General features: G+C 67.1%; 22 protein-coding genes. 10 read left to right on the plus strand and 12 right to left on the minus strand.

The annotated features are described in order from the left end of the window. The first annotated feature begins 56 nt into the window (after nucleotides 1–56). Nucleotides 57–560, plus strand: coding sequence for a hypothetical protein (locus tag ABFX56_RS13790; protein WP_346233923.1), 504 nt, complete (start codon nucleotides 57–59; stop codon nucleotides 558–560). On the opposite strand, the gene ABFX56_RS13795 is transcribed toward ABFX56_RS13790, so the two are convergent. The 4 genes from ABFX56_RS13795 to ABFX56_RS13810 form a co-directional block, all read right to left on the minus strand. Further along, on the minus strand, nucleotides 520–1,995 hold the full coding sequence (locus tag ABFX56_RS13795; protein ID WP_346233924.1) for an aspartate ammonia-lyase: 1,476 nt from the start codon (nucleotides 1,993–1,995) through the stop codon (nucleotides 520–522). The two genes, ABFX56_RS13790 and ABFX56_RS13795, sit on opposite strands and share 41 nt — an antisense overlap. 70 nt (nucleotides 1,996–2,065) lie before the next feature. Beyond that, entirely contained in the window at nucleotides 2,066–2,275 is a 210-nt protein-coding gene (locus ABFX56_RS13800) for a hypothetical protein (protein ID WP_346233925.1), read from the minus strand. Beyond that, nucleotides 2,272–3,486 (minus strand): inorganic phosphate transporter, encoded by a 1,215-nt coding sequence (locus tag ABFX56_RS13805; protein ID WP_346233926.1) that lies wholly within the window; start codon nucleotides 3,484–3,486, stop codon nucleotides 2,272–2,274. The genes ABFX56_RS13800 and ABFX56_RS13805 overlap by 4 nt, the downstream gene beginning before the upstream one ends. Before the next feature lie 80 nt (nucleotides 3,487–3,566). After that, a complete protein-coding gene (locus ABFX56_RS13810; RefSeq protein WP_346233927.1) occupies nucleotides 3,567–4,133 on the minus strand; it encodes a DUF488 domain-containing protein in 567 nt (188 codons plus the stop codon). 176 nt (nucleotides 4,134–4,309) lie between these two features. Between ABFX56_RS13810 and ABFX56_RS13815 the strand changes: the two genes are divergently transcribed. After that, on the plus strand, nucleotides 4,310–5,602 hold the full coding sequence (locus ABFX56_RS13815; protein WP_346233928.1) for a DUF2510 domain-containing protein: 1,293 nt from the start codon (nucleotides 4,310–4,312) through the stop codon (nucleotides 5,600–5,602). 4 nt (nucleotides 5,603–5,606) lie between these two features. On the opposite strand, the gene ABFX56_RS13820 is transcribed toward ABFX56_RS13815, so the two are convergent. Together ABFX56_RS13820 and ABFX56_RS13825 are read right to left on the minus strand one after the other, a co-directional pair. After that, entirely contained in the window at nucleotides 5,607–7,073 is a 1,467-nt protein-coding gene (locus tag ABFX56_RS13820; protein WP_346233929.1) for an NCS2 family permease, read from the minus strand. An 87-nt stretch (nucleotides 7,074–7,160) separates the two neighbouring features. Continuing rightward, on the minus strand, nucleotides 7,161–8,318 hold the full coding sequence (locus ABFX56_RS13825; RefSeq protein WP_346233930.1) for an MFS transporter: 1,158 nt from the start codon (nucleotides 8,316–8,318) through the stop codon (nucleotides 7,161–7,163). A 114-nt stretch (nucleotides 8,319–8,432) separates the two neighbouring features. Between ABFX56_RS13825 and ABFX56_RS13830 the strand changes: the two genes are divergently transcribed. After that, the gene (locus ABFX56_RS13830; RefSeq protein ID WP_346233931.1) at nucleotides 8,433–9,905 is read left to right on the plus strand and encodes an MFS transporter; all 1,473 of its coding nucleotides are present in this window, start codon (nucleotides 8,433–8,435) and stop codon (nucleotides 9,903–9,905) included. Between the two features lie 39 nt (nucleotides 9,906–9,944). Beyond that, nucleotides 9,945–10,103: a hypothetical protein gene (locus ABFX56_RS13835; RefSeq protein WP_346233932.1), complete on the plus strand. Its 159-nt coding sequence runs from the start codon at nucleotides 9,945–9,947 to the stop codon at nucleotides 10,101–10,103. A gap of 25 nt (nucleotides 10,104–10,128) precedes the next feature. Here ABFX56_RS13835 and ABFX56_RS13840 read toward each other — a convergent pair whose 3' ends face one another. Beyond that, nucleotides 10,129–13,515: a TM0106 family RecB-like putative nuclease gene (locus ABFX56_RS13840; protein WP_346233933.1), complete on the minus strand. Its 3,387-nt coding sequence runs from the start codon at nucleotides 13,513–13,515 to the stop codon at nucleotides 10,129–10,131. 129 nt (nucleotides 13,516–13,644) lie between these two features. Here ABFX56_RS13840 and ABFX56_RS13845 point away from each other — a divergent pair, with 129 nt between their 5' ends. The 4 genes from ABFX56_RS13845 to ABFX56_RS13860 all read left to right on the plus strand — a co-directional run bounded on the left by ABFX56_RS13845 (nucleotide 13,645) and on the right by ABFX56_RS13860 (nucleotide 15,919). Then, nucleotides 13,645–14,352, plus strand: a complete 708-nt coding sequence (locus tag ABFX56_RS13845) for a type 1 glutamine amidotransferase (RefSeq protein WP_346233934.1) — start codon at nucleotides 13,645–13,647, stop codon at nucleotides 14,350–14,352. A 100-nt stretch (nucleotides 14,353–14,452) separates the two neighbouring features. Continuing rightward, nucleotides 14,453–14,944: a glutathione peroxidase gene (locus tag ABFX56_RS13850; RefSeq protein WP_346233935.1), complete on the plus strand. Its 492-nt coding sequence runs from the start codon at nucleotides 14,453–14,455 to the stop codon at nucleotides 14,942–14,944. A gap of 51 nt (nucleotides 14,945–14,995) precedes the next feature. Further along, complete coding sequence (locus ABFX56_RS13855) at nucleotides 14,996–15,634, plus strand: NUDIX hydrolase (protein ID WP_346233936.1); 639 nt, start codon at nucleotides 14,996–14,998, stop codon at nucleotides 15,632–15,634. 9 nt (nucleotides 15,635–15,643) lie between these two features. Continuing rightward, nucleotides 15,644–15,919 (plus strand): acylphosphatase, encoded by a 276-nt coding sequence (locus ABFX56_RS13860; protein WP_346233937.1) that lies wholly within the window; start codon nucleotides 15,644–15,646, stop codon nucleotides 15,917–15,919. A 2-nt stretch (nucleotides 15,920–15,921) separates the two neighbouring features. Here the strand turns inward: ABFX56_RS13860 and ABFX56_RS13865 are convergent, their stop codons facing one another. The 4 genes from ABFX56_RS13865 to ABFX56_RS13880 form a co-directional block, all read right to left on the minus strand. Continuing rightward, a complete protein-coding gene (locus ABFX56_RS13865; RefSeq protein WP_346233938.1) occupies nucleotides 15,922–16,617 on the minus strand; it encodes a PRC-barrel domain-containing protein in 696 nt (231 codons plus the stop codon). 64 nt (nucleotides 16,618–16,681) lie between these two features. Beyond that, complete coding sequence (locus ABFX56_RS13870) at nucleotides 16,682–17,317, minus strand: hypothetical protein (protein ID WP_346233939.1); 636 nt, start codon at nucleotides 17,315–17,317, stop codon at nucleotides 16,682–16,684. A 77-nt stretch (nucleotides 17,318–17,394) separates the two neighbouring features. Next, on the minus strand, nucleotides 17,395–18,018 hold the full coding sequence (locus tag ABFX56_RS13875; RefSeq protein ID WP_346233940.1) for an alpha/beta hydrolase: 624 nt from the start codon (nucleotides 18,016–18,018) through the stop codon (nucleotides 17,395–17,397). Nucleotides 18,019–18,118: 100 nt separating this feature from the next. Continuing rightward, nucleotides 18,119–18,715 (minus strand): metallophosphoesterase family protein, encoded by a 597-nt coding sequence (locus ABFX56_RS13880; protein WP_346233941.1) that lies wholly within the window; start codon nucleotides 18,713–18,715, stop codon nucleotides 18,119–18,121. Nucleotides 18,716–18,778: 63 nt separating this feature from the next. Between ABFX56_RS13880 and ABFX56_RS13885 the strand changes: the two genes are divergently transcribed. Further along, nucleotides 18,779–19,063, plus strand: coding sequence for a GNAT family N-acetyltransferase (locus ABFX56_RS13885; RefSeq protein WP_346233942.1), 285 nt, complete (start codon nucleotides 18,779–18,781; stop codon nucleotides 19,061–19,063). A gap of 117 nt (nucleotides 19,064–19,180) precedes the next feature. Continuing rightward, a complete protein-coding gene (locus ABFX56_RS13890) occupies nucleotides 19,181–19,600 on the plus strand; it encodes a J domain-containing protein (RefSeq protein ID WP_346233943.1) in 420 nt (139 codons plus the stop codon). Here ABFX56_RS13890 and ABFX56_RS13895 read toward each other — a convergent pair. Then, nucleotides 19,590–20,366, minus strand: coding sequence for a putative protein N(5)-glutamine methyltransferase (locus ABFX56_RS13895; RefSeq protein WP_346233944.1), 777 nt, complete (start codon nucleotides 20,364–20,366; stop codon nucleotides 19,590–19,592). The two genes, ABFX56_RS13890 and ABFX56_RS13895, sit on opposite strands and share 11 nt — an antisense overlap. Between the last annotated feature and the right edge of the window lie 31 nt (nucleotides 20,367–20,397).

A 20,397-nucleotide genomic window follows, 5' to 3' on the forward strand; every position in this document is an offset into this window, starting at 1 on the left:
CTGCCTCCCAGCATCGGCTCGTACCCTGCGATCAACACCTACGAAATGGAGCCAGAATGCGGTTCAAAATGCTTTTCGTCGCCGGACTGGCAACGGGTTACGTGCTCGGTGCGAAGGCGGGACGTCACACATACGAGGGGATCAAGGCGAAGGCCACCCAAGCCTGGGAGGATCCGCGGGTGCACAAGGTCGTCTCGGATGCTCAGGACTTCGTGAAGGATGCCGCTCCCGTGGTGCAGACGAAGGTGTCGGAAGCGACGTCCGCCGCCGCGGACACCGCCAAGGTGGCCGGGCAGAAAATGGCCGAGGGCGCCGCATCGCTGCGCGAGCGGATCATGGAGGCCGTCGACACGGTACTTCAGAAGGTCGGGCAGGGCGAGGGCGTCTCCCGCGATGACTCGGCTGGCGACCGCGCCCCCGGCGACGCGGCTCCTGATCACGCCGCGCCGCCGATTGGGTCTAGTGAGCGTCCGCTGGGTGATCGCCCGTCCACCCAGATCCCGCCTACCGAACGCCCGCCTACCGCGAGCCCTGGGGCACCGGGTTCTTCACCACTGTGATGGCGGAGGTGGTCGGCACCAGGCCGCTGAGCCGACCAGGTGACAGCACCCTGGCCACCTCCTCGGCACTCATCAGCCCGCCGCCGACGACCAGGTCAGCAATCGACTCGTGACTGGTCAGCGCGGTATGCGCGAGTTGCGCGGATGCGGCGTAGCCGATGTAAGGCGTCAGCGCCGTGACCACGCCGACCGACGACTCGACCTGGGCGGCGAGCTTGGAGGTGTTCGCCGTGATGCCGTCGATGCAGTGGATGCGCAGCGTGTAGCACGCGTTGGTCATCCAGGCGATGGACTGCAGGATGCTGTGCACGATCACCGGTTCGAACGCGTTCAGTTGCAGTTGGCCCGCTTCCGCGGCGGCGGTGACCGTCGCATCCGCGCCGATCACGCTGAAGGCGACCTGGTTGACGACCTCGGGGATGACCGGGTTGACCTTGCCGGGCATGATCGAGGAGCCGGCCTGCCGCACCGGCAGGTTGATCTCCCCGATGCCCGCCTGCGGTCCGGAGGACAGCAGCCTCAGGTCGTTGCAGATCTTGGACAGCTTGACGGCGGCGCGCTTCAACGTGCCGCTGACGGTCATGAAGATTCCGGCATCCGAGGTGGCCTCGATCAAGTCGGGGGCGGTGATCATCTCCACACCGGTGAGCTCCACCAGGTGGCGGCGCACCGCCTCGGCGTAGCGCGGGTCGGCGGTGATGCCGGTGCCGATCGCGGTGGCGCCCATGTTGATCTCGTTGAGCCACGGGATGGTCTCGCTGAGCCGGTCGTAGTCCTCCGCGAGGGTGTGCGAGAACCCGGTGAACTCCTGCCCGAGGGTCATCGGCACGGCATCCTGCAACTGGGTGCGGCCGACCTTGAGGACGCTCTCGAACTCGACCCCCTTGGCGGCGAACGCCTTGGTGAGCAACTGATGCTCGGCTAGCAGTCGCTTGATGCCGAACACCATCGCGAGCTTGATGGCGGTCGGATAGACGTCGTTCGTGCTCTGGCTGCGGTTCACCACGTCGATCGGGCGGAAGTGCTCGTAGTCGCCGAACTTGTGGCCGAGCAATTCGAGGGCGCGGTTGGCGATCACCTCGTTGGTGTTCATGTTCGTGGAGGTTCCGGCGCCGCCCTGGATGACGCCGACACAGAATTGGTCGTGCAGCGCCCCGCCGACGATCTCCTCGCATACCCGGTCGATCATGTCGGCCTTGGCGGCGTCGAGCACACCCAGTTCCTTGTTCGCGCGGGCGGCGGCCTGCTTCACCCGAGCGAGAGCGCGGATCAGATCCGGATACACCGAGATGGGTCGCCTGGTGATCGGGAAGTTCTCCAACGCCCTGGCGGTATGGATCCCCCAGTATGCGTCAATGGGAATTTGCATCGACCCCACCGAGTCGCTCTCGGTTCTGGTGGTCGGTTTGGACAACGCTTGTGGCGTTTGTGACATCGTAAAATCTCCTTCGACAGTCGATAATGACAACTCTATCCGGCGCCCGGATGCCGGAATCGTGCCGACGTCAGTTGAAGACGGGAATCAGCAGGTACACCCCGAAGGCGACGCCGATCACGCACACCGCGAACGAGGCAAAGGCACCGACGCGCACTCCGAGACTGTGCGGAGCTGCACCGCCGAGCAGGCGGATGCCGAGGGACGCGAAACCGACCAGCAGCGTGGCGCCGACCAATGACACCGCCGCAACCAGCCCGAATGCCGCCCAGTCGATCATCGGGTGTGCACGGTCTTGCGCGCGGCGCTTGGCGGCAGCGGCGCGCGACGCGCGGCGAGGCCGACGGGGGCGGCATCCCGCACCGGCGTCGCGACACTGTGCGCGGCGGCGGCGACCGCGGCGGCGTCCACCCGATGACGGCGCGACCGGACGAACATGGCGATACTCACCCCGGTCACCGCGAAGAGGTCCCCGGTGACGCCCCAGAATCCGAGCCGCGCCACCAGTTCCGCAATGGCGGCGACGGCGGCGGCGGTGGGGAGCGTGATCAGCCAGGCGATGGCGATCCGGCCGGCGACCCGCCATCGCACCGCGCTGCGGTTGCGTCCCAGCCCGGCGCCGATCACCGATCCGCTGGCCACCTGCGTTGTGGACAGGGCGAATCCGAGATGCGAGCTGGCCAGGATCGCGGCGGAGGTTGCCGCCTCGGCGGCGAATCCCTGCGCCGGTGTGATCTGGGTGATTCCAGTCCCCAGCGTGCGGATGATGCGCCAGCCGCCCACGTAGGTACCCAGGGCAATCGCCAATGCGCACACGGCGATGACCCAGAACTCGGGTCCGCTGCCCGACGCCTGGAAGCCCGCGGCGATCAGGGTGAGGGTCACGATACCCATGGTCTTCTGCGCGTCGTTGGTGCCGTGTGCCAGTGACACCAGTGACGATGTGAACGTCTGCCCGTACCGGAATCGGGCCCGGTTCTGCTGCGCGTTGGGGCCGCTGGTGATCGCGAGCGCCAGTTTCGTCGCGAGAAAGGCCACCCCGCAGGCGATGAGCGGTGCCAGCAGCGCCGGTAACACGATCTTGTCGACGAGCACCGTCGGGTCGATCGCCCCGAACCCGGCACCGACGATCACCGCTCCGATCAGCCCACCGAACAGGGCGTGGGAGGAACTGGAGGGCAGCCCGAACAGCCAGGTGGCGAGGTTCCACACGATGGCGCCGATCAGCCCGGCGAAGATCATTTGCGGGGTGATCTGGATGCCGCCGTCACCCTCCCGGATCAGTCCACCGGAAATCGTCTTGGCGACCTCGGTGCTCAGGAATGCCCCGACGAGATTGAGCACCGCGGCGATGGACACCGCGACCTTCGGCCGTAGCGCCCCGGTCGCAATGGGTGTGGCCATCGCATTGGCTGTGTCATGGAAGCCGTTGGTGAAGTCGAAGAAGAGTGCCAGCGCGATGACAAGCGTGACCATGAGGGAAACGTCCACTGCTCACGAGTCTGACACCAGCCCGCACCTCGGTCAACTCTGCGATCACCGCAAAGAAGTCGTACAATCGGCGCCCGCTATCAGGGCTCCAGACCCGGCAGCGTGGGCTGAGTATCCGGTGTTTCCGGTTCCGGCGGGTAGGTGATCCGCGTCCCATCCACGTGCGCGAACCTGGTCATCGTGTGCGGTTTCGTCGAGGTGGCCGTCATGATGTCAAAGACCTCCACGTCGCGCACCAGCAGCGCGTCACCGATCAAGGATCGATGACAGCGCCACGGCACCGCCTCGGCGCACATGATCGCCGTCGGCTGCTCGCGGGCGACCGCAAGCAACCGGTCGATGCCCGCGGCGAATGCCGGTGTCTGCATATAGTCTGCATAACCGCGAAACGAGGCATTGCGCCATCCGCCGTTGACCGACTCTTTGGTGGTGTGCCGCAGACCGCCCAGCTCCTCCAATCGCAGATAGCGGATGCCGCTGGGCGGCAAACTGACGGACAGCGCGTCCGCCATGTACTGCGGATTGTGCCTCGACTTCGCGATCGTCCGCACGTCGGCGAGGGTCGTGATGTCGTGCACGGCCAGCATCTCGACGAGTTCGCTGAGCGGATGCGTCGAGTGCCCGATGGTGAACACGGTGGTCGGCATATCGCCAGTCAACCACCGAAATCTGGGTCGAGCAGCAGGGGCACCGGAAGGGGCCTGCCAAGGTGTAGCCCCCGGATTGGGGGGAGCTGCAGCATACCGGCGCCTCGGCGTGGCGGCTTAGAATCTGGTTAGCCCGAAGCTATTGAGCGCTAGCCAAGTTTCGGGGGGATCATGTCGTGATAGACACGGATTTTGGGCACGCCCCTGCTGGCTGGTATCCGGATCCGATGGGACTGCCACAACTGCGGTGGTGGGACAGCATCGGCTGGACGCAAGACGTCGCCGAGGCCCGGCAGCCGATGGTGATGCGCGAGACCGCCGAACGCCGCTTCGCCTGGGCGGACGACGAAATGCCCACTCGCCGTAGTCGGCGCGAGCAGCGCAGGCGGGAGCGCGAGCAAGAAGACCACGCCGGGATGGACAAGTGGCGCCCCACGGCGGAAACACTGTTGCAGCTCGAGCCGCCCAAGACCTGGTCGCCGAACAGCGCCGAGCGATCCGACGACCGGGTATTCACCATGGAGCCGGAGCAGGGTGCGCGCGATCAACGGGCGCAAGCGGCACCGGACGCATCCGCCCCGAACGCCCGACGCGAATCGGGCGCCTCCGACACCGGTTTCCCCATCGGGGCCAGCGCGGAGGATTTCTCCAGATTCTTCGAATGGGGACCGGAGCTGGAACCCGAGCAGGCGTTCGCCGCCTTTCCAGCCGAACCCGCCGCGGCCTTCAGCACGGGTTTGACGCCGAGGCGACCGACGGCACCGGCCCCGTCCAGGACACCCGCACCCTCGATGCAGGCCGCACAGCCGATGCCGGCTGCCGCCGCGGAACCGATTCCCGCCCCGCCCACGCCGTCGTTGGTGAGCACGGGCCCGGTATGGATCATCGCCCTGCTCCCGCTCGCCCAACTGGCCCTGAGCCTCCTCGTCGCGGCCGGTTTCGGCTGGGGCGCCAGCACGAGCCTGCTCGCGGCGATCTGGATCCTGCCGTATCCCATCGTGCTGGTGCTCGCACTGTGCGACAGGTGGGCGCTCCAAAGCGCGGGATACCATCGGCCGGCGCTGTGGGCCTGGGCGCTGCTGAGCACTCCGGTCTACCTGTTCATGCGTGCGGTGCGCACGACCAGGGAGTCAGGGCGCGGTTTCACCCCACTGATTACCTGGACCCTCTTGGCCGCGCTGCAGGTAGGGTCGGTCGTCGCCGTTCCCGGGCTTGCCGTCTCGGCGCTTCCCGAGTTGTTCCGCGCCCAGGCGGAGCAGTCGATCGCCTCGGATGCCTCTGTGCTGGGCACCCACCTCACGGTCCACTGCCCCGCCGCGCTGCCCAGTCACGTCGGCGACGAGTTCACCTGCACCATGACCAAGAACTCAGGAACGCACTACCCGGTCACGGTGAGCCTGCAACGGCTGAACGGCTGGATCGACTGGCACATTGAGAACTGGGGCGTTCCCTTCCTCGACGAGAAGTGAACCGCTAAGCGAACAACGCCTCAATCGGTCCACGGGCGAAGTAGAGCAGGAACCCGATCGCGACGATCCACATCAGTGGGGAGATGCGGCGGGCCTTGCCGGCCAACGAGCGCACGATCACCCAGCTGATGAAACCAACGCCGATGCCGTTCGCAATGGAATACGTCAACGGCATGACCACGATCGTCACGAACACCGGCAGGCCGACGGAGAAATCGGTCCAGTCGATGTCCTTGATCTGCGACACCATCAGCGTGCCGACGACGACGAGCGCCGCCCCAGCGACCTCCAGCGGTACCACCTGAGTCAGCGGGGTGAAGAACATCGCGGCGAGGAACAGCACTCCGGTCACCACGCTCGCCAGTCCGGTTCTGGCGCCCTCCCCGACGCCGGCGGCGGAGTCGATGAAGATGGTGTTCGACGACCCGGATGTCGCACCACCGGCGACGGCGCCGATGCCCTCGATGATCAGTGCCGACTTCAGTCTGGGGAAGTTGCCCTTCTCATCAGCAAGACCGGCTTCTTTGGTCAGGCCGGTCAGGGTTCCGACTGCGTCGAAGAAGTTGGTGAACACGAGGGTGAAGACCAGCATCACCGCGGCGAGCACCCCGATCCGGCCGAACGCGCCGAAGCTGAACTGACCGATCAGGCTGAGGTCGGGGATCGAGACGATCTGTTCCGGCAGGGCTGGCACGTTGAGGTTCCAACCGCCCGGGTTCTTGAAACCGGGGCCGAGCTTGAAGATGGCCTCGGCGATGATGGCGAGCACGGTGGTGGCGACGATGCCGATGAGCAGGGCACCCTTGACCTTGCGGGCCATCAGCACACCCATGATGAGCAGGCCGAGCACGAAAATGACGGTGGGAATCGTGTTGATCGATCCCCCGTCGCCCAGCTGCACCGGAGGCGTCGCCGCCCCGCTGGAGCGCACGAACCCGGAGTCGACCAGACCGATGAACGCGATGAACAGGCCGATGCCCACGGTGATGGCGGTCTTCAGCGGCGCCGGGACGGCCTTGAAGATCATTTCCCGCAAACTGGTGGCCGACAGCAGCACGATGATGAGGCCGTTGATGACGACCAGTCCCATCGCCTCGGCCCAGGTGACCTGCCCGACGACGCTGACGGCGAGGAACGAGTTGATGCCCAGGCCTGCGGCCAAGCCGAACGGCAGGTTCGCGACCATGCCGAACAGGATGGTCATCACGCCGGCGGTCAGACCGGTGACGGCGGCCACCTGGCTTGCTTGCAGCCACCCGCCCTCGACATCCAACGTCGCCTGATCGGCGCCGAAGCCGCCGATGATGAGGGGGTTCAGTACGACGATGTACGCCATCGTCATGAAGGTGACCAGACCACCGCGCACTTCGCGGCTGACGTTCGAGCCTCGTTTGGTGATTTCGAAGAAGGTGTCGATACGAGTGCGGACGGTGGGACGTGGCGTGAGGGTGGCGGTAATGGCTGGCTCCATCAGGTTAGGCGACAGGGAACGAGATCACTTTATCGGCGCCAGCTGGTTCGCGTGGGCGTGTGACACGAGCGGCCCCGCGCAGAGTCGTCAGACCGAGGCCGGTTCCGCTGCATTCTGGTCGTGATCGGGGCGTGCCGGTGCGCGCAAGAACAGCGCGAGAATCAGCGCGAGCACGGGGAGGCCGATGAGCACCACGAAGGTGAAGTGGAGGCTGGTGGCGTCGGCCAGGGCGCCGAGCACCGGGTTGAACAGTCCGCCGACGGTCACCGAGAGCCCCACCGTGACTCCGCTGGCCGTGCCGATCCGGTTGGGCAGATAGTCCTGCCCCAGGATGACGAAGACGCTGAACGGGACGAACACGCCGATGCCGCTGAGCGCCACGAACACCATGGCCACCCGCCAGTCGCTTGCCACAACCAAGCCGATCATCGCCGGGATGGCGAAGAGGAACCCGCCCCTGATGCTGACCATGGACCCGTAGCGGTCAGCGATCCATCCCCCGAGCAGCGTGCCGAAGGCGCCGGCCACAAGGAACACGGTCAATGCGACGCCGCCGATCGCCACCGACGTGTGCAGTTCGTGGATGAAGTAGAGCGCCATGAAGGAGGTCAATCCGAAGAAGATCACGGACCGGGTCAGCACCACGGAGGTGAGCCCGAGGAACCCGGGCCAGTTGTCGGTGCCGGTCGGCATTGTCGACTTGCGCCGGTTGCCCACCGGTCCGTCCAGCACGGTTCCAAGGAACCGCGCGAGGATCGATGCCATCACTAGGGCAGGGATGACCAGCAACATCGTGCCGCTGAGGCCGAACGCCAGCAGTACCGGCGTGGCGATCAGCGAGCCGGTCGCGAAGCCGATGTTGCCGCCGAGGGCGAAGATGCTCATCCCCTTGTTGCTGCTGCCGGCCGCCCGGCGGGCCGCCGATGCGGCGGAGGGGTGGAACGCAGCAACGCCAAGGCCCGAGACCGCAATCACGAACCAGGTCGCCGCGTAGTTAGGGAAGATGCCGGCGAAGCCGACCCCGAGTGCGGCGGTGGCCATGCCGGTCGGGATCAACCAGCGCCGCGGTTTGCGGTCCGACCACCAGCCGAACAGCGGCTGAACCACCGAGGACAGCACGGTGGCGGCCAGGGTGAGCCCCGCAACCGCGGCATAGCTGTACTGCCGCTCGGACACCAGGAAGGGCAGCATCGCAGGCACGATTCCCTGATAGAGGTCGTCTACGACGTGCGCCATCGACATCATGGCAATTCCCCGCCGATTCACAACCGCACCCTTGTTGACCTTCCGTTCGCCCGGCAGGCATCTCACCCGCGGGGAAAGCCTATCTGGCCCGGCTGGCCCGTTAGAGTGTGCACAATGACGACAGCGGATTCCGGCGAATGGCTCAGCGACAAAGAACGCCGACGCCTGACCAGACGGGCCAGCGATGGCGCCATGATCGCCACCCTGTCGGCCAGCGGCCTGATCGCCGCATTCATGCAGACACTGGTCACCCCGGTCATTCCGTTGCTGCCGGAACTCCTCGACACGAACATCGCGGATGCGCAGTGGGTGCTCACCTCCACGCTGCTGGCCGCGGCGATTTCCACGCCGATCAGCGGGCGACTTGGTGACATGTTCGGCAAGCGACGCGCGGCGCTCGCGCTGCTGATGATCATGGTATTCGGCTCGATCGTCTCCGCCTTGTCGGTCACCCTGGTTCCGATGATCATCGGCCGCACGTTGCAGGGGATCGGCCTCGGCGTCATCGCGCTGGGCATCAGCATCCTGCGCGATGTGATCCACCCCAAGCGTCTGGCTTCGGCTGTCGCGCTCGTCAGCGCCACCCTGGGTGTCGGTGGAGCTGCTGGGTTGCCCATCGCCGCGTTCATCGCTCAGACCTTCGACTGGCACTATCTGTTCTGGCTGTCCACGCTGCTCGGGATCATCGCGTTCGTGCTGGTGTTCACCATCATCCCGGTGAGCACCCTGCGCACCGCCGGGCGATTCGACTTCCCGGGTGCGGTGATGTTCGCCATCGGCTTGGTGGGTATCCTGCTGCCGGTGTCCAAAGGCGGCGAGTGGGGCTGGACGAGCCCGGTCACGCTGTCGCTGCTCATCGGCGGAACCGTGGTGCTGATCGGATGGGGTTTCTTCGAAATGCACACGAAAGACCCGCTCATCGATCTGAGGGTCACTGCCCGCCGGCCGGTGCTGTTCACCAACCTCGCGTCGGTCTCGGTCGGATTCGCGTTCTTCATCACCGCAGGGGCCCTCCCGGTGCTGCTGGAATCGCCCACCACCACCGGCGTCGGCCTGGGCACCACCCTGATCGTCGCCAGCCTGGTGCTGATGCCGAACGGAATCGTGATGTTCCTGGTATCGCCCATCGCCGCCAGGCTGTCGACGGCCCGCGGGCCGCGCACCAGCCTGATCCTCGGCGGCAGCATCATCGCCGTCGCGTTCGCGCTTTCGCTGCTGCTCATGGACGAGGTGTGGCACGTCGCGCTGATCTCCGTCATGCTCGGCGTCGGCATCGGGTTCGCCTATGCCGCGATGCCCACCCTGATCATGCACTCCGTTCCGCCGACGGAGACCGGTGCGGCGAACGGACTGAACTCGGTCATGCGCACTCTCGGGTCCACCGTGTCCGCCACCCTCATCGGCATCATCCTGTCGACCAACGTGACCGCGTCAGCCGGGGTGGAGATCCCGACCGAGCACGCGTTCCAGCTCATTTTCATCCTCGGGGCGGCGGTGTCGCTGGCCGGTGTCGTGCTGGCCGCGTTCATTCCACGGCGCGAGCGCAGGTATGAGGACACCGCGAGCATCCCGATCCAGCACGGCTAGCCCCTGCCCGCCGGCGCCCTTCCGACGTATGCTCTGCGCATGGACAGCGACTTCGAACCCAACCCCGAGGACGAGCGCGAGGTCGACCTCTCGGACGAGACGGAAGAACCGTCGCCCCCACCGACCCTGGATCCCGACGAGCGGGTCGAGGTCGAGGACGACGATGACGCACCGCTGGATGAGGATCGCCCAACGTAGGCGTACCGCGTGAGCGCACTGTTGATCACCAGTGCGGGGCCGGCTCCACCAGATTGATGAACGCACTCAGGTGCGCGAGCGTGGTCGCGTTCGTCGGCAGGTACTCGGTGAGCGCGGGCGAATACAGCAGGTACGCCGCCCACTGCGCCCGGGAAATTGCAACATTGAGACGGTTGGGCAGCAACAAAAACTCCAGGCCGCGCGGGACCTCGGCGGCCGAGGATGCGGCCAGCGACACGATCGACACCGCGGCCTCCTGGCCCTGGAACTTGTCCACCGTCCCGACGGGCACCAACGGCATCCCGGCCGCACGCATCCGCTGCCGAATCAGCTCCACCTGAGCGTTGTACGGCGCCACCACGATCACGTCACCCTGCTGCAGCGGCCGCGTCACGCCGTCGCAGGTCCAGTCTCGCCCGAGCAGTGACCGGGCGATCTCGACAACCCGGTCGGCTTCTTCGGCGGATGAGGTGGAGTTGAACCAGTGACGCACAGGAATCGGATGGAGACCCGGCGCGGCCGATTCCAGCAGCCGAGGTGCGGCAGCCGAGGCGAGTTTGCCTTCGTAGGCCAGCTGCGACACGGCCGCGCAAAGTTGCGGATGCATCCGCCAACTGCACGCCAGGAAGAATCCCAACTCGTCGGGCAGCACGTTGTGCCCGTCGCTGAGCCAGCCGAGGGCCGAGTCGTCGACGGGCTCGGGGTGGGTGCCCTGGCTCACCTGGGGTAGTTGCTGCGGATCACCGAGCAGCAGCAGACGCTGGGCTGCGACCGAGGCGGCGATGGTGCTCGCCAGCGAGAACTGGCCGGCTTCGTCGATGACGAGTAAGTCAAGACTGCCGCGCGGCACACGCTCCGGGTTGCTGAAGTCCCAGGCGGTGCCGCCCAGCACGAATCCGTCCTCCCGCGCGAAGGCGGGGATCTCCTGGGCCTTCAGTGACGTCCACGGCACCGCCGTCTCACTGTCGCCCTGCTTCGGCTTCTTGCCGACACGGGAGGGGTCGAGTCCGGCATCCAGCACCGCGGTGAGCATGTTCTCCACCGCCGCGTGCGACTGGGCGACGACGCCGACCTTCCAGCCGTGCCGGGCCACCAATTGAGCGATCACCCGCGACCCTGTGTAGGTCTTGCCCGTGCCGGGCGGACCCTGCACGGCCAGGTAACTCCGCTTTAGCGCGAGCAGACTGTCGCGGATCGAGTCGATCGCCGATTCTCCGCGAACCAGCGGGCCGTTCGGCGGCTGCCGGCGCAGGATGTCGAAGGCGGGGTCCCGAAGCATCCGCGGGTAAGCGCCCAGAACGTCGGCGCCCCACTGCGAGATCGCCCCCACCTGCGTCCCTGGCGGAGGCGGGGTGGCCGGAGTGAATGCCATGGGCAGTTCATCGTGCTCCGGAGCGTCCGCCTCGAGACGCTCCTCCAGCACGAAGACGTTCTCGTCGATCACCTCCAGCACGGTCACCTTGTTGTGCGCAGTGCGGGCGCCCGGCTGCGTGCTGCGGGTGATCGGCGGGTAGGGCACGTCGTAGAGGAGGAACGGCGCCGCCCCCACACCGATGGAGCTGCCCGGTCCGAGCGAACCGCTCACCCGCAGGATCCGGCGCAGCGACTTCTGCCGGCCATCGCGGTGCCAGGGAACGAGCGTCTGCGCTTCGGTGATGATGAGCACGTCGCGTTGATCGGCCCATTCCCATACCGGAGCAGTGAGCCGGCGGAAATGCTCCCACCAGAAGGTCTTCTGTTCCCGACGGTGGTAGTCAATGGCGGCGGCGGCCAGAGCCAGCGCAGTGCCGTCGGGTGTGCGGTCCACCGTGCCCGCGGGCGGGAGCAGGGCGCTCAGGTGCAGATAGACCGGGTCCGGTTCCCGGATAGGCACGTCGAGCACCAGGTCGCTGTGGGCGGCCACCTCGACCGCCGCCTCGCGGGCCCGCTCCAGCAACCAGTTCCGTAGCCGCAGCGTGGAACGGCAGTCGTAGGCGTTGTAGCGAGCGATGTCCTGGAGTATCACGTCCGCGGCCTGGGTGTCGCCCGCCGCCAGCAGCTCCCGTGACCGCACGTACTCGATGATCGAGTCGGCCGCGTTGGCCACTCCTTCGCGTTCGTCGTCCCCCATATAAAGCGGTTCGAGCTTCTTGAGCGAGTAGCTGTGGTTGCCGACCCGCACCGCCCGCCGCACGATCGGGTACAGGTCCACGAGCACGTTGTTGCGCAGCAGGTCGTCGACGGCCTCCTCGCCCACGCCGTGCCGGGCGGCGATGGTGAGCAGGTGCGTGCGTTCGTAGGACGCGTAGTGGTAGATGTGCATTCCCGGATGCCGCGCCCGCCGTGCTGCGACATAATCCAGGAACCCGGCGAGCGCCACGGCCTCCTCAGCCAGGCTGTGCGCCCAGAACGCACGGAAGGTGTCATCCGGCTCCACGAGCCCGAACAGATAGTCAAGACCCCAGACGTGGCCGGACTGGAACAGCGGGTCGCCCTCGAAGTCGAAGAAGATGTCGCCATCATCTGGAGCCGGCAGCGCGGTGAGCGCGGTGGGATTGAACACCTCGAAGGCCAGCGGGCCGCGCAATTGCAGTGCCGCCTGGGCGCTCAGCGTAGCCAGGGTGGTGTCGGTCATGCCGGCGACCGGCCCGGCGACGACGGCCAGGTCCTCGATCGTTCTGACTCCAGCATCGGCGAGCTTTGCACGCTGGGTGGGACGCATTCCGGCCACCAGTAGAACGTCACGGTGCAGCTCGATCTGCTCAGCGCAGGCGGCGCAACGTCCGCACGCGGTGTACCGTGTGTCGCCCCAGGGCGTGGGCTGGGGGTCGGCGACGCGGCCGTCGACCATCTGCTGCAGCCGGATCCGGCGTTTGCGGTAGACCGGCAGAATGTCGCGCAACCGGTGGGTGCTGGTGCTGCCATCGCCGAGCAGCAGATGAACCTCATCGCCGATCGGTATCCGCAAGCGTTGCAGTTGCTCACTGTACGCGGCCACCTGCAACAGGGCGGTGATCTTCGCATGGCGGGCCAGCTTCGCGTCGTACACCTCGTAGCGGCCATCGGGCAGCCGCATGATGAAGTCCGCGAAGCCGAGCATCCGCCCGTCGAAGAAGGTGGGTTGGAACAGCACGTCCGCGCCGCCGCCCAGGGCCAGTTCCGAGGCCGCTGCCGCCGCCGTCAGCGCCGCCAGGTTCGGCGAAGGCCGTTCGAACTCCACGACCTCGCGACTGCGACGCAGCTGTTCAAGCAGCCGGTGCTCGTGCACGTCGCCGAGGATGGCGGTGCGGGCGAGCATGTCGTCTTCCGGCTCAATCACCGGCGGAACGCGGCCGAGCTTGGCGTCGAGCTTGCGCATCAGCGCCCACTCGCAGGTTGCGGCGGCGCTCAGATCGCTGGCGCTGTAGACGACCGCGCCGTTCAACAGAAACACTGCGATTCCTCCCTGCCACGGTGATCGTTCGCCGGTTGACTGTGTTTGCCAATTAACCGAGGCTAACCCGCACCCCCGACAGTCGGCGTGCTCGCTCGCGCATCCGATTGGATGGGTGAGAATGGGCGGATGACACGAAGCGTCCTCATCCTTCAACATGTCGCGGTAGAGCGCCCGGGACTGATCGGGGCGACCCTCACCGAATTCGGCCTGCCCTGGCTGGCCGAGACCGTCGTCGACGCGCGGGATCCGGAAGCCCTGCCGCCGGTCGAGGACCTCGCCGGTGTGGTGATCCTTGGCGGGCCGATGGGTGCCCGCGACGTCGACGCGCACCCGGGACTCGAGTTGGAGGCGGGGCTGGCGCGGGCGGCCTTCGATGCCGATGTTCCACTACTCGGCGTCTGCCTGGGGCATCAGATCATCGCGGCGGCACTGGGCGGATCGCTGCACCGGGCCGCGGCGGCCGAGTTCGGGATCGGACCGGTCGAGGTGTTGGGTGATGACCTGGTGTTCGGGTCAGCTGGAGACACGCATCAGGTTCTGCACTGGCATCGCGACGCCGTGGACGCGCCCGACGGTGCGACGGTGCTCGCGGCAACGACGACGACGCCCAATCAGTCCTTCCGCATCGGCAGCGCCCTCGGCATCCAGTTCCACCTCGAATTGGACCGGCAGATGCTCGACGAGTGGCTCACGACACCGGCCATGGCGGCCGACCTGAGCCCGGAAGTGCGCGACCGGATCGTGGACGACTTCACCGCCGCAGAGTCCCGCCTGCTGCGGCTCGGCCAGACGGTGTTCGAGAGCTTCGCCCGTGCCGCTCAGCGCCGTCGGTGACCTCCTGACCAGCCCTCCAGCCCTCCAGCCCTCCAGCCCTCCAGCACACTCTCGCAGCCCGGGCGGCGCTTTCCCACCATCACCGATCTACACTGACACCATGGCACTGACCGAGATCCCGCTGACCACCATCGACGGTCGGCGCACCACGTTCGCCGAGTACGCCGACAAGGTCGTTCTGGTGGTGAACGTCGCCTCGAAGTGCGGTTTCACCCCGCAATACGCCGCGCTCGAACGGTTGCAGAAAACCTACGGCAACCGCGGCTTCACCGTGCTGGGCTTTCCGTGCAACCAGTTCATGCAGGAGCCGGGCAGCGCGGCGACGATTCAAGAGTTCTGCTCCACGACCTACGGGGTGGACTTTCCGCTGTTCGAGAAGACGCACGTGAAGGGCAGGTCCCAGCATCCGCTGTACGCGGAGTTGACGAAGGTACCGGATGCGACGGGCACGGCCGGCAAGGTGAAGTGGAACTTCGAGAAGTTCGTTGTGGCACCCTCCGGCGAGGTGCACCGATTTCGCAGCGCCATCGAACCCGACTCTCCGGAGGTTCTGGCGAGTATTGAGGCGGCTCTGTCCCAGCACGTGCGCTGAACAACATATGCATGCAACGACATACGCGCGCCGATATGCGAGTATTGCCGGGTGAGCGAGCACACCGACGACCACTCGCCGGGTCTCCTCGACCGCCCGCGTCCGCATCTGGCCGTCGCCACCGCGGTGCTCACCGTGTTCGAATCGGAGCTGTGCGTCGCGCTGGTGTCCAGCGGGACGCAGTGGCGCCTGCCGGGCACGCTGGTGCGCGAGGGTGAGACGCTGGCGGATGCGGTGCGCCGCTGCCTGAGGGACAAGGCCGGTATCAATGGGCTGACCCCCACTCAACTGCACGTGTTCGACGCGCCCGGCCGGGACAGCAGGGGCTGGGTGGTGTCGGTCGCCCACCTGGTGATGGTGCCGCCCGAGTCGCTCACCGGGGTCGCCGTGGAACCGGTCAATCAGGCACGCGGGCTCGCCTTCGACCACGACGAGATCATCGACCGCGCGCTCGCGCGGGTTCGCTCCGACTACGCGGACACTCCCGACCCCGCCGGCGTGCTCGGCGACGAATTCACCCTGCGCGAGCTCCAACGGCTCCACGAGGCCGTTGCCGGCGGGCCGCTGATGCGGGACACCTTCCGGCGTTCGATGGAATCGCGTCTGGCGGCGACCGGAAACCGCCGCACTGGCGGCGTCGGCAAGCCGGCGCGGCTGTTCCGAAGGATCGGCCGCGGATCCGGCGGGTAGCGTGGAACGATGGAGGTCATCCGCAGACGCGCCATCGTACGCGGCCAGGTGCAGGGCGTTGGCTTCAGGGCCGGCACGAGATCGCAGGCGCGCGCACTGGCACTGACCGGTTTCGCCCGCAACCGGGCTGACGGAACGGTGGAAGTGGAGGTCCAAGGCCCGGTCGACCGCGTGTCGCAGTTGCTCAGCTGGCTGGAATCGGGACCGCGGTGGGCCACCGTCGACGCGGTCGAGGTCAGCGAACTGACCCCGACCGGTGACGCTGGATTCGAACTGCGCCGCTGACCCTAGCGGTCTCCGGGCTGGCCGTCGTCGGCGCGCCCCGGTGACGCGGAGTCCGCCTCGGACAGTGATCCGTCGTCCTCGACGTACATTTCGGTGACGACGAACCGGCGCATCCGTCGGCTCGGCCGTTCGTCCGACCTGTCGGTGTCCGCGCTGGTCTGGGTGTCCGCGCTGGTCTGGGTGTCCGCGTCTGGCTCGGCGTGAGCGTTCGCATCCGGTTCGGTGTCCGCCGCATGCGCCCCCACGTGGGCGACGCCGGTGTGTCCGTAGTCGCTGCCGGTCGGGCGGTCCGAATTCGGGCCGCGTTCGGTGTCCATGTACGCCGACGGACTGCCGCCGGACGGGTCGTCGCTGCCCACTCCGGAGGCGCGGTCGCCGTCCTCGGCGTGCGACATGCCGTAGTAGTTGTAGAGCTCGTCCTCCTCGCTCTGCCCGAGAGCGCCGTCGGTGTCCACTCGTGGAGCGTCCTTGATGAAGTCCTTGCCGTACTGGATGTGCACGCGCTCGTGGTCCCACTCGGCGGTGTCCAGCGGCACGAACGACTCCGACCGGCCGAACCATCCGGTGTGCACGGTCATCCAGTTCGGCCTGCCGGTGGTCGGATCGACGAACACTTGACCGACGGTACCGATCTTCTCGTCGTCGGGGCCGAGCACGGGGGCGCCCATCAGAGCGCCGAAATTGGTAGTGGTGATCATCGTTGTTCCTTGTCGTCGGTGCCGCCGTCACTGCGGACAGCGGCGGGATATCGGTCGGCCGGGGTCAGCGGCCCAGCCCAGCCCGGTCCACGTGCCGGTGGTAACGCATGCCAGCGATGCCGCCGAGGAGCGCCCCGCCGAGGCTGACCAGGGCGATGACGATCGCCGTGACGATACCGGCCGTGGTCAGGTCGGCTGCGCTCATGGGAATCCTTGGGAACCCGTTGATGTTGCTCAGGATGTCATATTGCGAGCCGGCGACCGCCGTGAGGATCGCGATGATAATCGCGATGACCACCGCCCACAGCCACACGGTGAGGCCCTGCAGCGCACCGTTGAACCGCGCCATCCGGCCCGCGACGTAGCCGCCGCAGTAGTAGGCGATGAACATGATCACGGCGAGCACCACGGCGCCCCACAGACCGATCGCTGATGCATTGTCGTTCACGGCCTTTCCGAGGTTGCCCGAGGCCTTCTGTCCGATGGCGGCCCCGGTCGCGGCCACCAACGCAGTGAGGAGCACGGCGATTCCCATGGCGGCGACCCAGCCGAAGAAGGCCGAGCCGACCTTGATGCCCCCGAAGTTGCGTTGCTCCCGTTCGAGGACGTCTTCGCGCAACGAATTCTGCGATTCGACGGGCACTGCAGCGGAGTCCTGCTCCGTTTCGGTGCCGCGCCGGCGATACCTTTGTGCACTCATGGCGAGTCCTTCCGTTGGCCTCCCAGTAGTACCCGCTCCGGGTCAGCCTCGCCACCGCTCGGGGTTCTGGCAGCGGATCAGTGTTGGGCAGCCACGAACCGTTTCAGGTCGGCCAACTCGTCCTGGGCGATCGTGTGCCCCATCGGGTAGACGTGTTCCTCCGCCCGGGTGTGCTCTCCCAGCCACGCCCTGGTGTGCTCGATCGACTCGGGTGCGATGGCCTCGTCGGCATCGCCATGGCCCCAGAACACCGGCACGCGGGGCGTCGCCGCTGCAAGCGCCGCGTCCCCTGGATGCTCGCCCTCGGCGACGGCGCCGCTGAGCGGCAGCGCGTAACGGAACCGGCCAGGGGCCTGCCGCAGCAATTGCAGCGCCATCCGCGCCCCCTGGGAGAAGCCCATCAGCCCGACACCGGCGGGGGTGAAGCTGAGTCCGTCCAGCCAGGCGAGCACGCCGGCCACCGACGCCGCAAGTTCGGCCTGGGGATCCTCCGAATACCACGCGTATCCGCTGCCATAAACGTTCGGTGCTCGCAGCGACGCGACGACCGTCGATTCCGGGAGGAAGAAGCGGGCCAGCCCGAAAAGGTCGCTCTCCTTCCCGCCGCGGCCGTGCATCATGATGACGAGTTCCCGGCCGTCGCGGTGGCCGTCCTCTGCGGTGCCCCACAGCACCGCTGTCTCGCTGGTGGCATCCGCCATATCAGTGTCTCCTTCGACATTCGGCGCGCGGAACCGTCTTTGCGGCGCCTGCCCCGATCGTATACTCGCCCCGGCGCCGGTCCGGTGGTGACCTCAGGATTCAGCGGGGCCCGGCAGCGTCGAGGCGTTGCAGCCAGGCGATCACCTCGTCCTGGGGCACCGGTGCGTATCCCCGCACGTCGACTCCGACGTTGAACTGGCGCCCGCGTTCGGCGAATTCGGTGTGCACGTGGCCGTGCAGAATCGGCAGCCCCCGGTCGACCGGTCGATGTGCCCGGTAGCGGTCCGGCCCATTTTTCGAATCGCCCCGGTACGGAAAATGGCTGACCAGCACCCGATGGGAGGCGATGTCATGCTCGAACTCCTCCGGCATGATCTCCCAGCCGGCCGCCTCATACACGGCCTCGAAGCGCTCACGCTGGTCGCCGCCCTCGAAAAAGCTCGCCACCCTGTCGTGGTTGCCGGGAACCAGCCGGCGGTGCCCGTGCAGCACCGCCGTCATCGCTACCTGGTCGCTGATGTCCTGCCCCAGCGCCAGATCGCCCAAATGCCAGACATCGTCGGCAGGCGCCACGATGCTGTTCCAGCGCCGGATGAGTTCGGCATTCATCTGACGCACATCGGCGAACGGCCGGTTCGTGTATTTGATGATGTTCGCGTGCGAGAAGTGCGTGTCGCTCGTCCACCAGGTCGCCACTGTTGCACCTCCGAAGGCAAGGCTAGTTCTCCCGGCGACCGAACACGCGAGTACCGTTGACTCATGGCCACGGAATGCCGCCACGAACCGGACAACCGGCGTTACGCTCTGCGCATCGACGGCGAGTTGGCGAGCGTCGTCGATTACTCGATCAACGGGAAGTCGATCTCGTTCCACCGCACGTACACGTCTCCGACGCATCGGGGCAAGGGGCTCGCCGGCGAAATCGTGGCGTTCGCGGTGAATGACGTAGAGGCCACCACGGACCTTCGCGTAGTACCCATGTGCTGGTATGTCGGGGACTGGTTCGAGCGGCATCCAGAACGCGCCGGCATGCTCACCCGCTGAACGGATGCATCTTGATGTAGCACGGCCCGCGTGCTATAAAACTGGGTATCGCGTGGAGCGCCGGCCACGGCACCGCGCCGGAAGATGACGCTAGAAGCAGCACCTGGGACACCGCCCATGCCCGTATCACCGGATCCGTACACCGTTCTGGGGGTTTCGAGGGAAGCCTCCCCCTCCGAAGTTCGCAGCGCCTTCCGCGCGCTGGTGCGCCGCTTTCATCCGGACACCCGGGATCCATCCGAGGCGCCGGACGCCGAGTTGCGGTCGGTCCTGGCTGCCTACCGCATCCTCCGGGACCCCAGCTCGCGCGCCAGCTACGACAGGGACCACCCACTGGTGAGGTTCCGGTACTCGGCCCCGCGGCAGACCACCCCGCCGTCCGGCGTGGACATCGACGTCCGGGTCCGCCCGACGCGGATGCCGCGTTGGGTGGCACCACGTGCTTCGGATCTGTATCTCGCAGACCCGTTCTACGCCAGTTCGTTCTTCGCGGACCCGCACCTCAGCGACCCGTACTTCGTGCGGATCATCCGGTAGCCGGCCGGATCCCCACCACGACGGTCGCGTCGAGCGTTGCCGAACGCACCACGCGGGCATCCAGGCCGTTGTCGCGCAGAATGCCGAGACTGCGCGGCGCCTGAGAGCGGCTGGTTTCCACCAGCAGGTGGCCGCCGGGCGCCAGCCAGGATGTGGCCTCCGCGGCGATTCTGCGCTGCACCTGAAGGCCGTCGTGCCCACCATCGAGCGCCACGGCCGGTTCGTGTGATCGCGCCTCGTGCGGCATCAGGCCGATCGCGTCGGTCGGGACATACGGTGCGTTGGCCAGGAGCAGGTCGATGTGCCCGCGCAGGCCGCCCGGCAGGGGGTCGTACAGGTCACCCTGCATGACCCGCGCCGGCGAATCGGCCAGATTGCGTCTGGCACAGCTCACCGCGGCCGGATCGAGGTCCACCGCGTACAGCTCCAGGTGCGGCAGCGCCGCCATCATGGCGGTTGCGATGGCACCGGAGCCGCAGCACAGCTCGACCACGACGGATCCCGGGCCCGCGAGGGCGACCCCCCGGCGCACCAGCAGCTGCGTCCGCCGACGGGGCACGAAAACCCCGCCGTCAACGGCGATCCGCAGCCCGCAGAACTCCGCCCAGCCGAGTACATGCTCGAGAGGGGTCCCGGCGATGCGGGAGTTCGCCAGGCGTTCCAGTTCCGTCGGCGAGTCTGCCGCCTCGGTCAGCAGACGTGCTTCGTCGTCGGCGAAGACGCATCCGGCGGCCCGGAGTCTGTCGGCCAGTGCGTCCGAAGTCACAGCGGTCAGACTAAGCCCGACCGGGCCGGCG

The organism is Parafrigoribacterium mesophilum (assembly GCF_039652555.1).
Classification (GTDB): domain Bacteria; phylum Actinomycetota; class Actinomycetes; order Actinomycetales; family Microbacteriaceae; genus Parafrigoribacterium; species Parafrigoribacterium mesophilum.

Excerpts from the sequence above, each read along its gene's own strand:
- ABFX56_RS13790 (WP_346233923.1), top strand. The coding sequence starts at position 57 with ATGCGGTTCAAAATGCTTTTCGTCGCCGGACTGGCAACGGGTTACGTG.
- ABFX56_RS13795 (WP_346233924.1), bottom strand. The coding sequence starts at position 1,995 with ATGTCACAAACGCCACAAGCGTTGTCCAAACCGACCACCAGAACCGAG.
- ABFX56_RS13800 (WP_346233925.1), bottom strand. The coding sequence starts at position 2,275 with ATGATCGACTGGGCGGCATTCGGGCTGGTTGCGGCGGTGTCATTGGTC.
- ABFX56_RS13810 (WP_346233927.1), bottom strand. The coding sequence starts at position 4,133 with ATGCCGACCACCGTGTTCACCATCGGGCACTCGACGCATCCGCTCAGC.
- ABFX56_RS13820 (WP_346233929.1), bottom strand. The coding sequence starts at position 7,073 with ATGGAGCCAGCCATTACCGCCACCCTCACGCCACGTCCCACCGTCCGC.
- ABFX56_RS13825 (WP_346233930.1), bottom strand. The coding sequence starts at position 8,318 with ATGATGTCGATGGCGCACGTCGTAGACGACCTCTATCAGGGAATCGTG.
- ABFX56_RS13830 (WP_346233931.1), top strand. The coding sequence starts at position 8,433 with ATGACGACAGCGGATTCCGGCGAATGGCTCAGCGACAAAGAACGCCGA.
- ABFX56_RS13835 (WP_346233932.1), top strand. The coding sequence starts at position 9,945 with ATGGACAGCGACTTCGAACCCAACCCCGAGGACGAGCGCGAGGTCGAC.
- ABFX56_RS13845 (WP_346233934.1), top strand. The coding sequence starts at position 13,645 with ATGACACGAAGCGTCCTCATCCTTCAACATGTCGCGGTAGAGCGCCCG.
- ABFX56_RS13850 (WP_346233935.1), top strand. The coding sequence starts at position 14,453 with ATGGCACTGACCGAGATCCCGCTGACCACCATCGACGGTCGGCGCACC.
- ABFX56_RS13860 (WP_346233937.1), top strand. The coding sequence starts at position 15,644 with ATGGAGGTCATCCGCAGACGCGCCATCGTACGCGGCCAGGTGCAGGGC.
- ABFX56_RS13865 (WP_346233938.1), bottom strand. The coding sequence starts at position 16,617 with ATGATCACCACTACCAATTTCGGCGCTCTGATGGGCGCCCCCGTGCTC.
- ABFX56_RS13870 (WP_346233939.1), bottom strand. The coding sequence starts at position 17,317 with ATGAGTGCACAAAGGTATCGCCGGCGCGGCACCGAAACGGAGCAGGAC.
- ABFX56_RS13875 (WP_346233940.1), bottom strand. The coding sequence starts at position 18,018 with ATGGCGGATGCCACCAGCGAGACAGCGGTGCTGTGGGGCACCGCAGAG.
- ABFX56_RS13885 (WP_346233942.1), top strand. The coding sequence starts at position 18,779 with ATGGCCACGGAATGCCGCCACGAACCGGACAACCGGCGTTACGCTCTG.
- ABFX56_RS13890 (WP_346233943.1), top strand. The coding sequence starts at position 19,181 with ATGCCCGTATCACCGGATCCGTACACCGTTCTGGGGGTTTCGAGGGAA.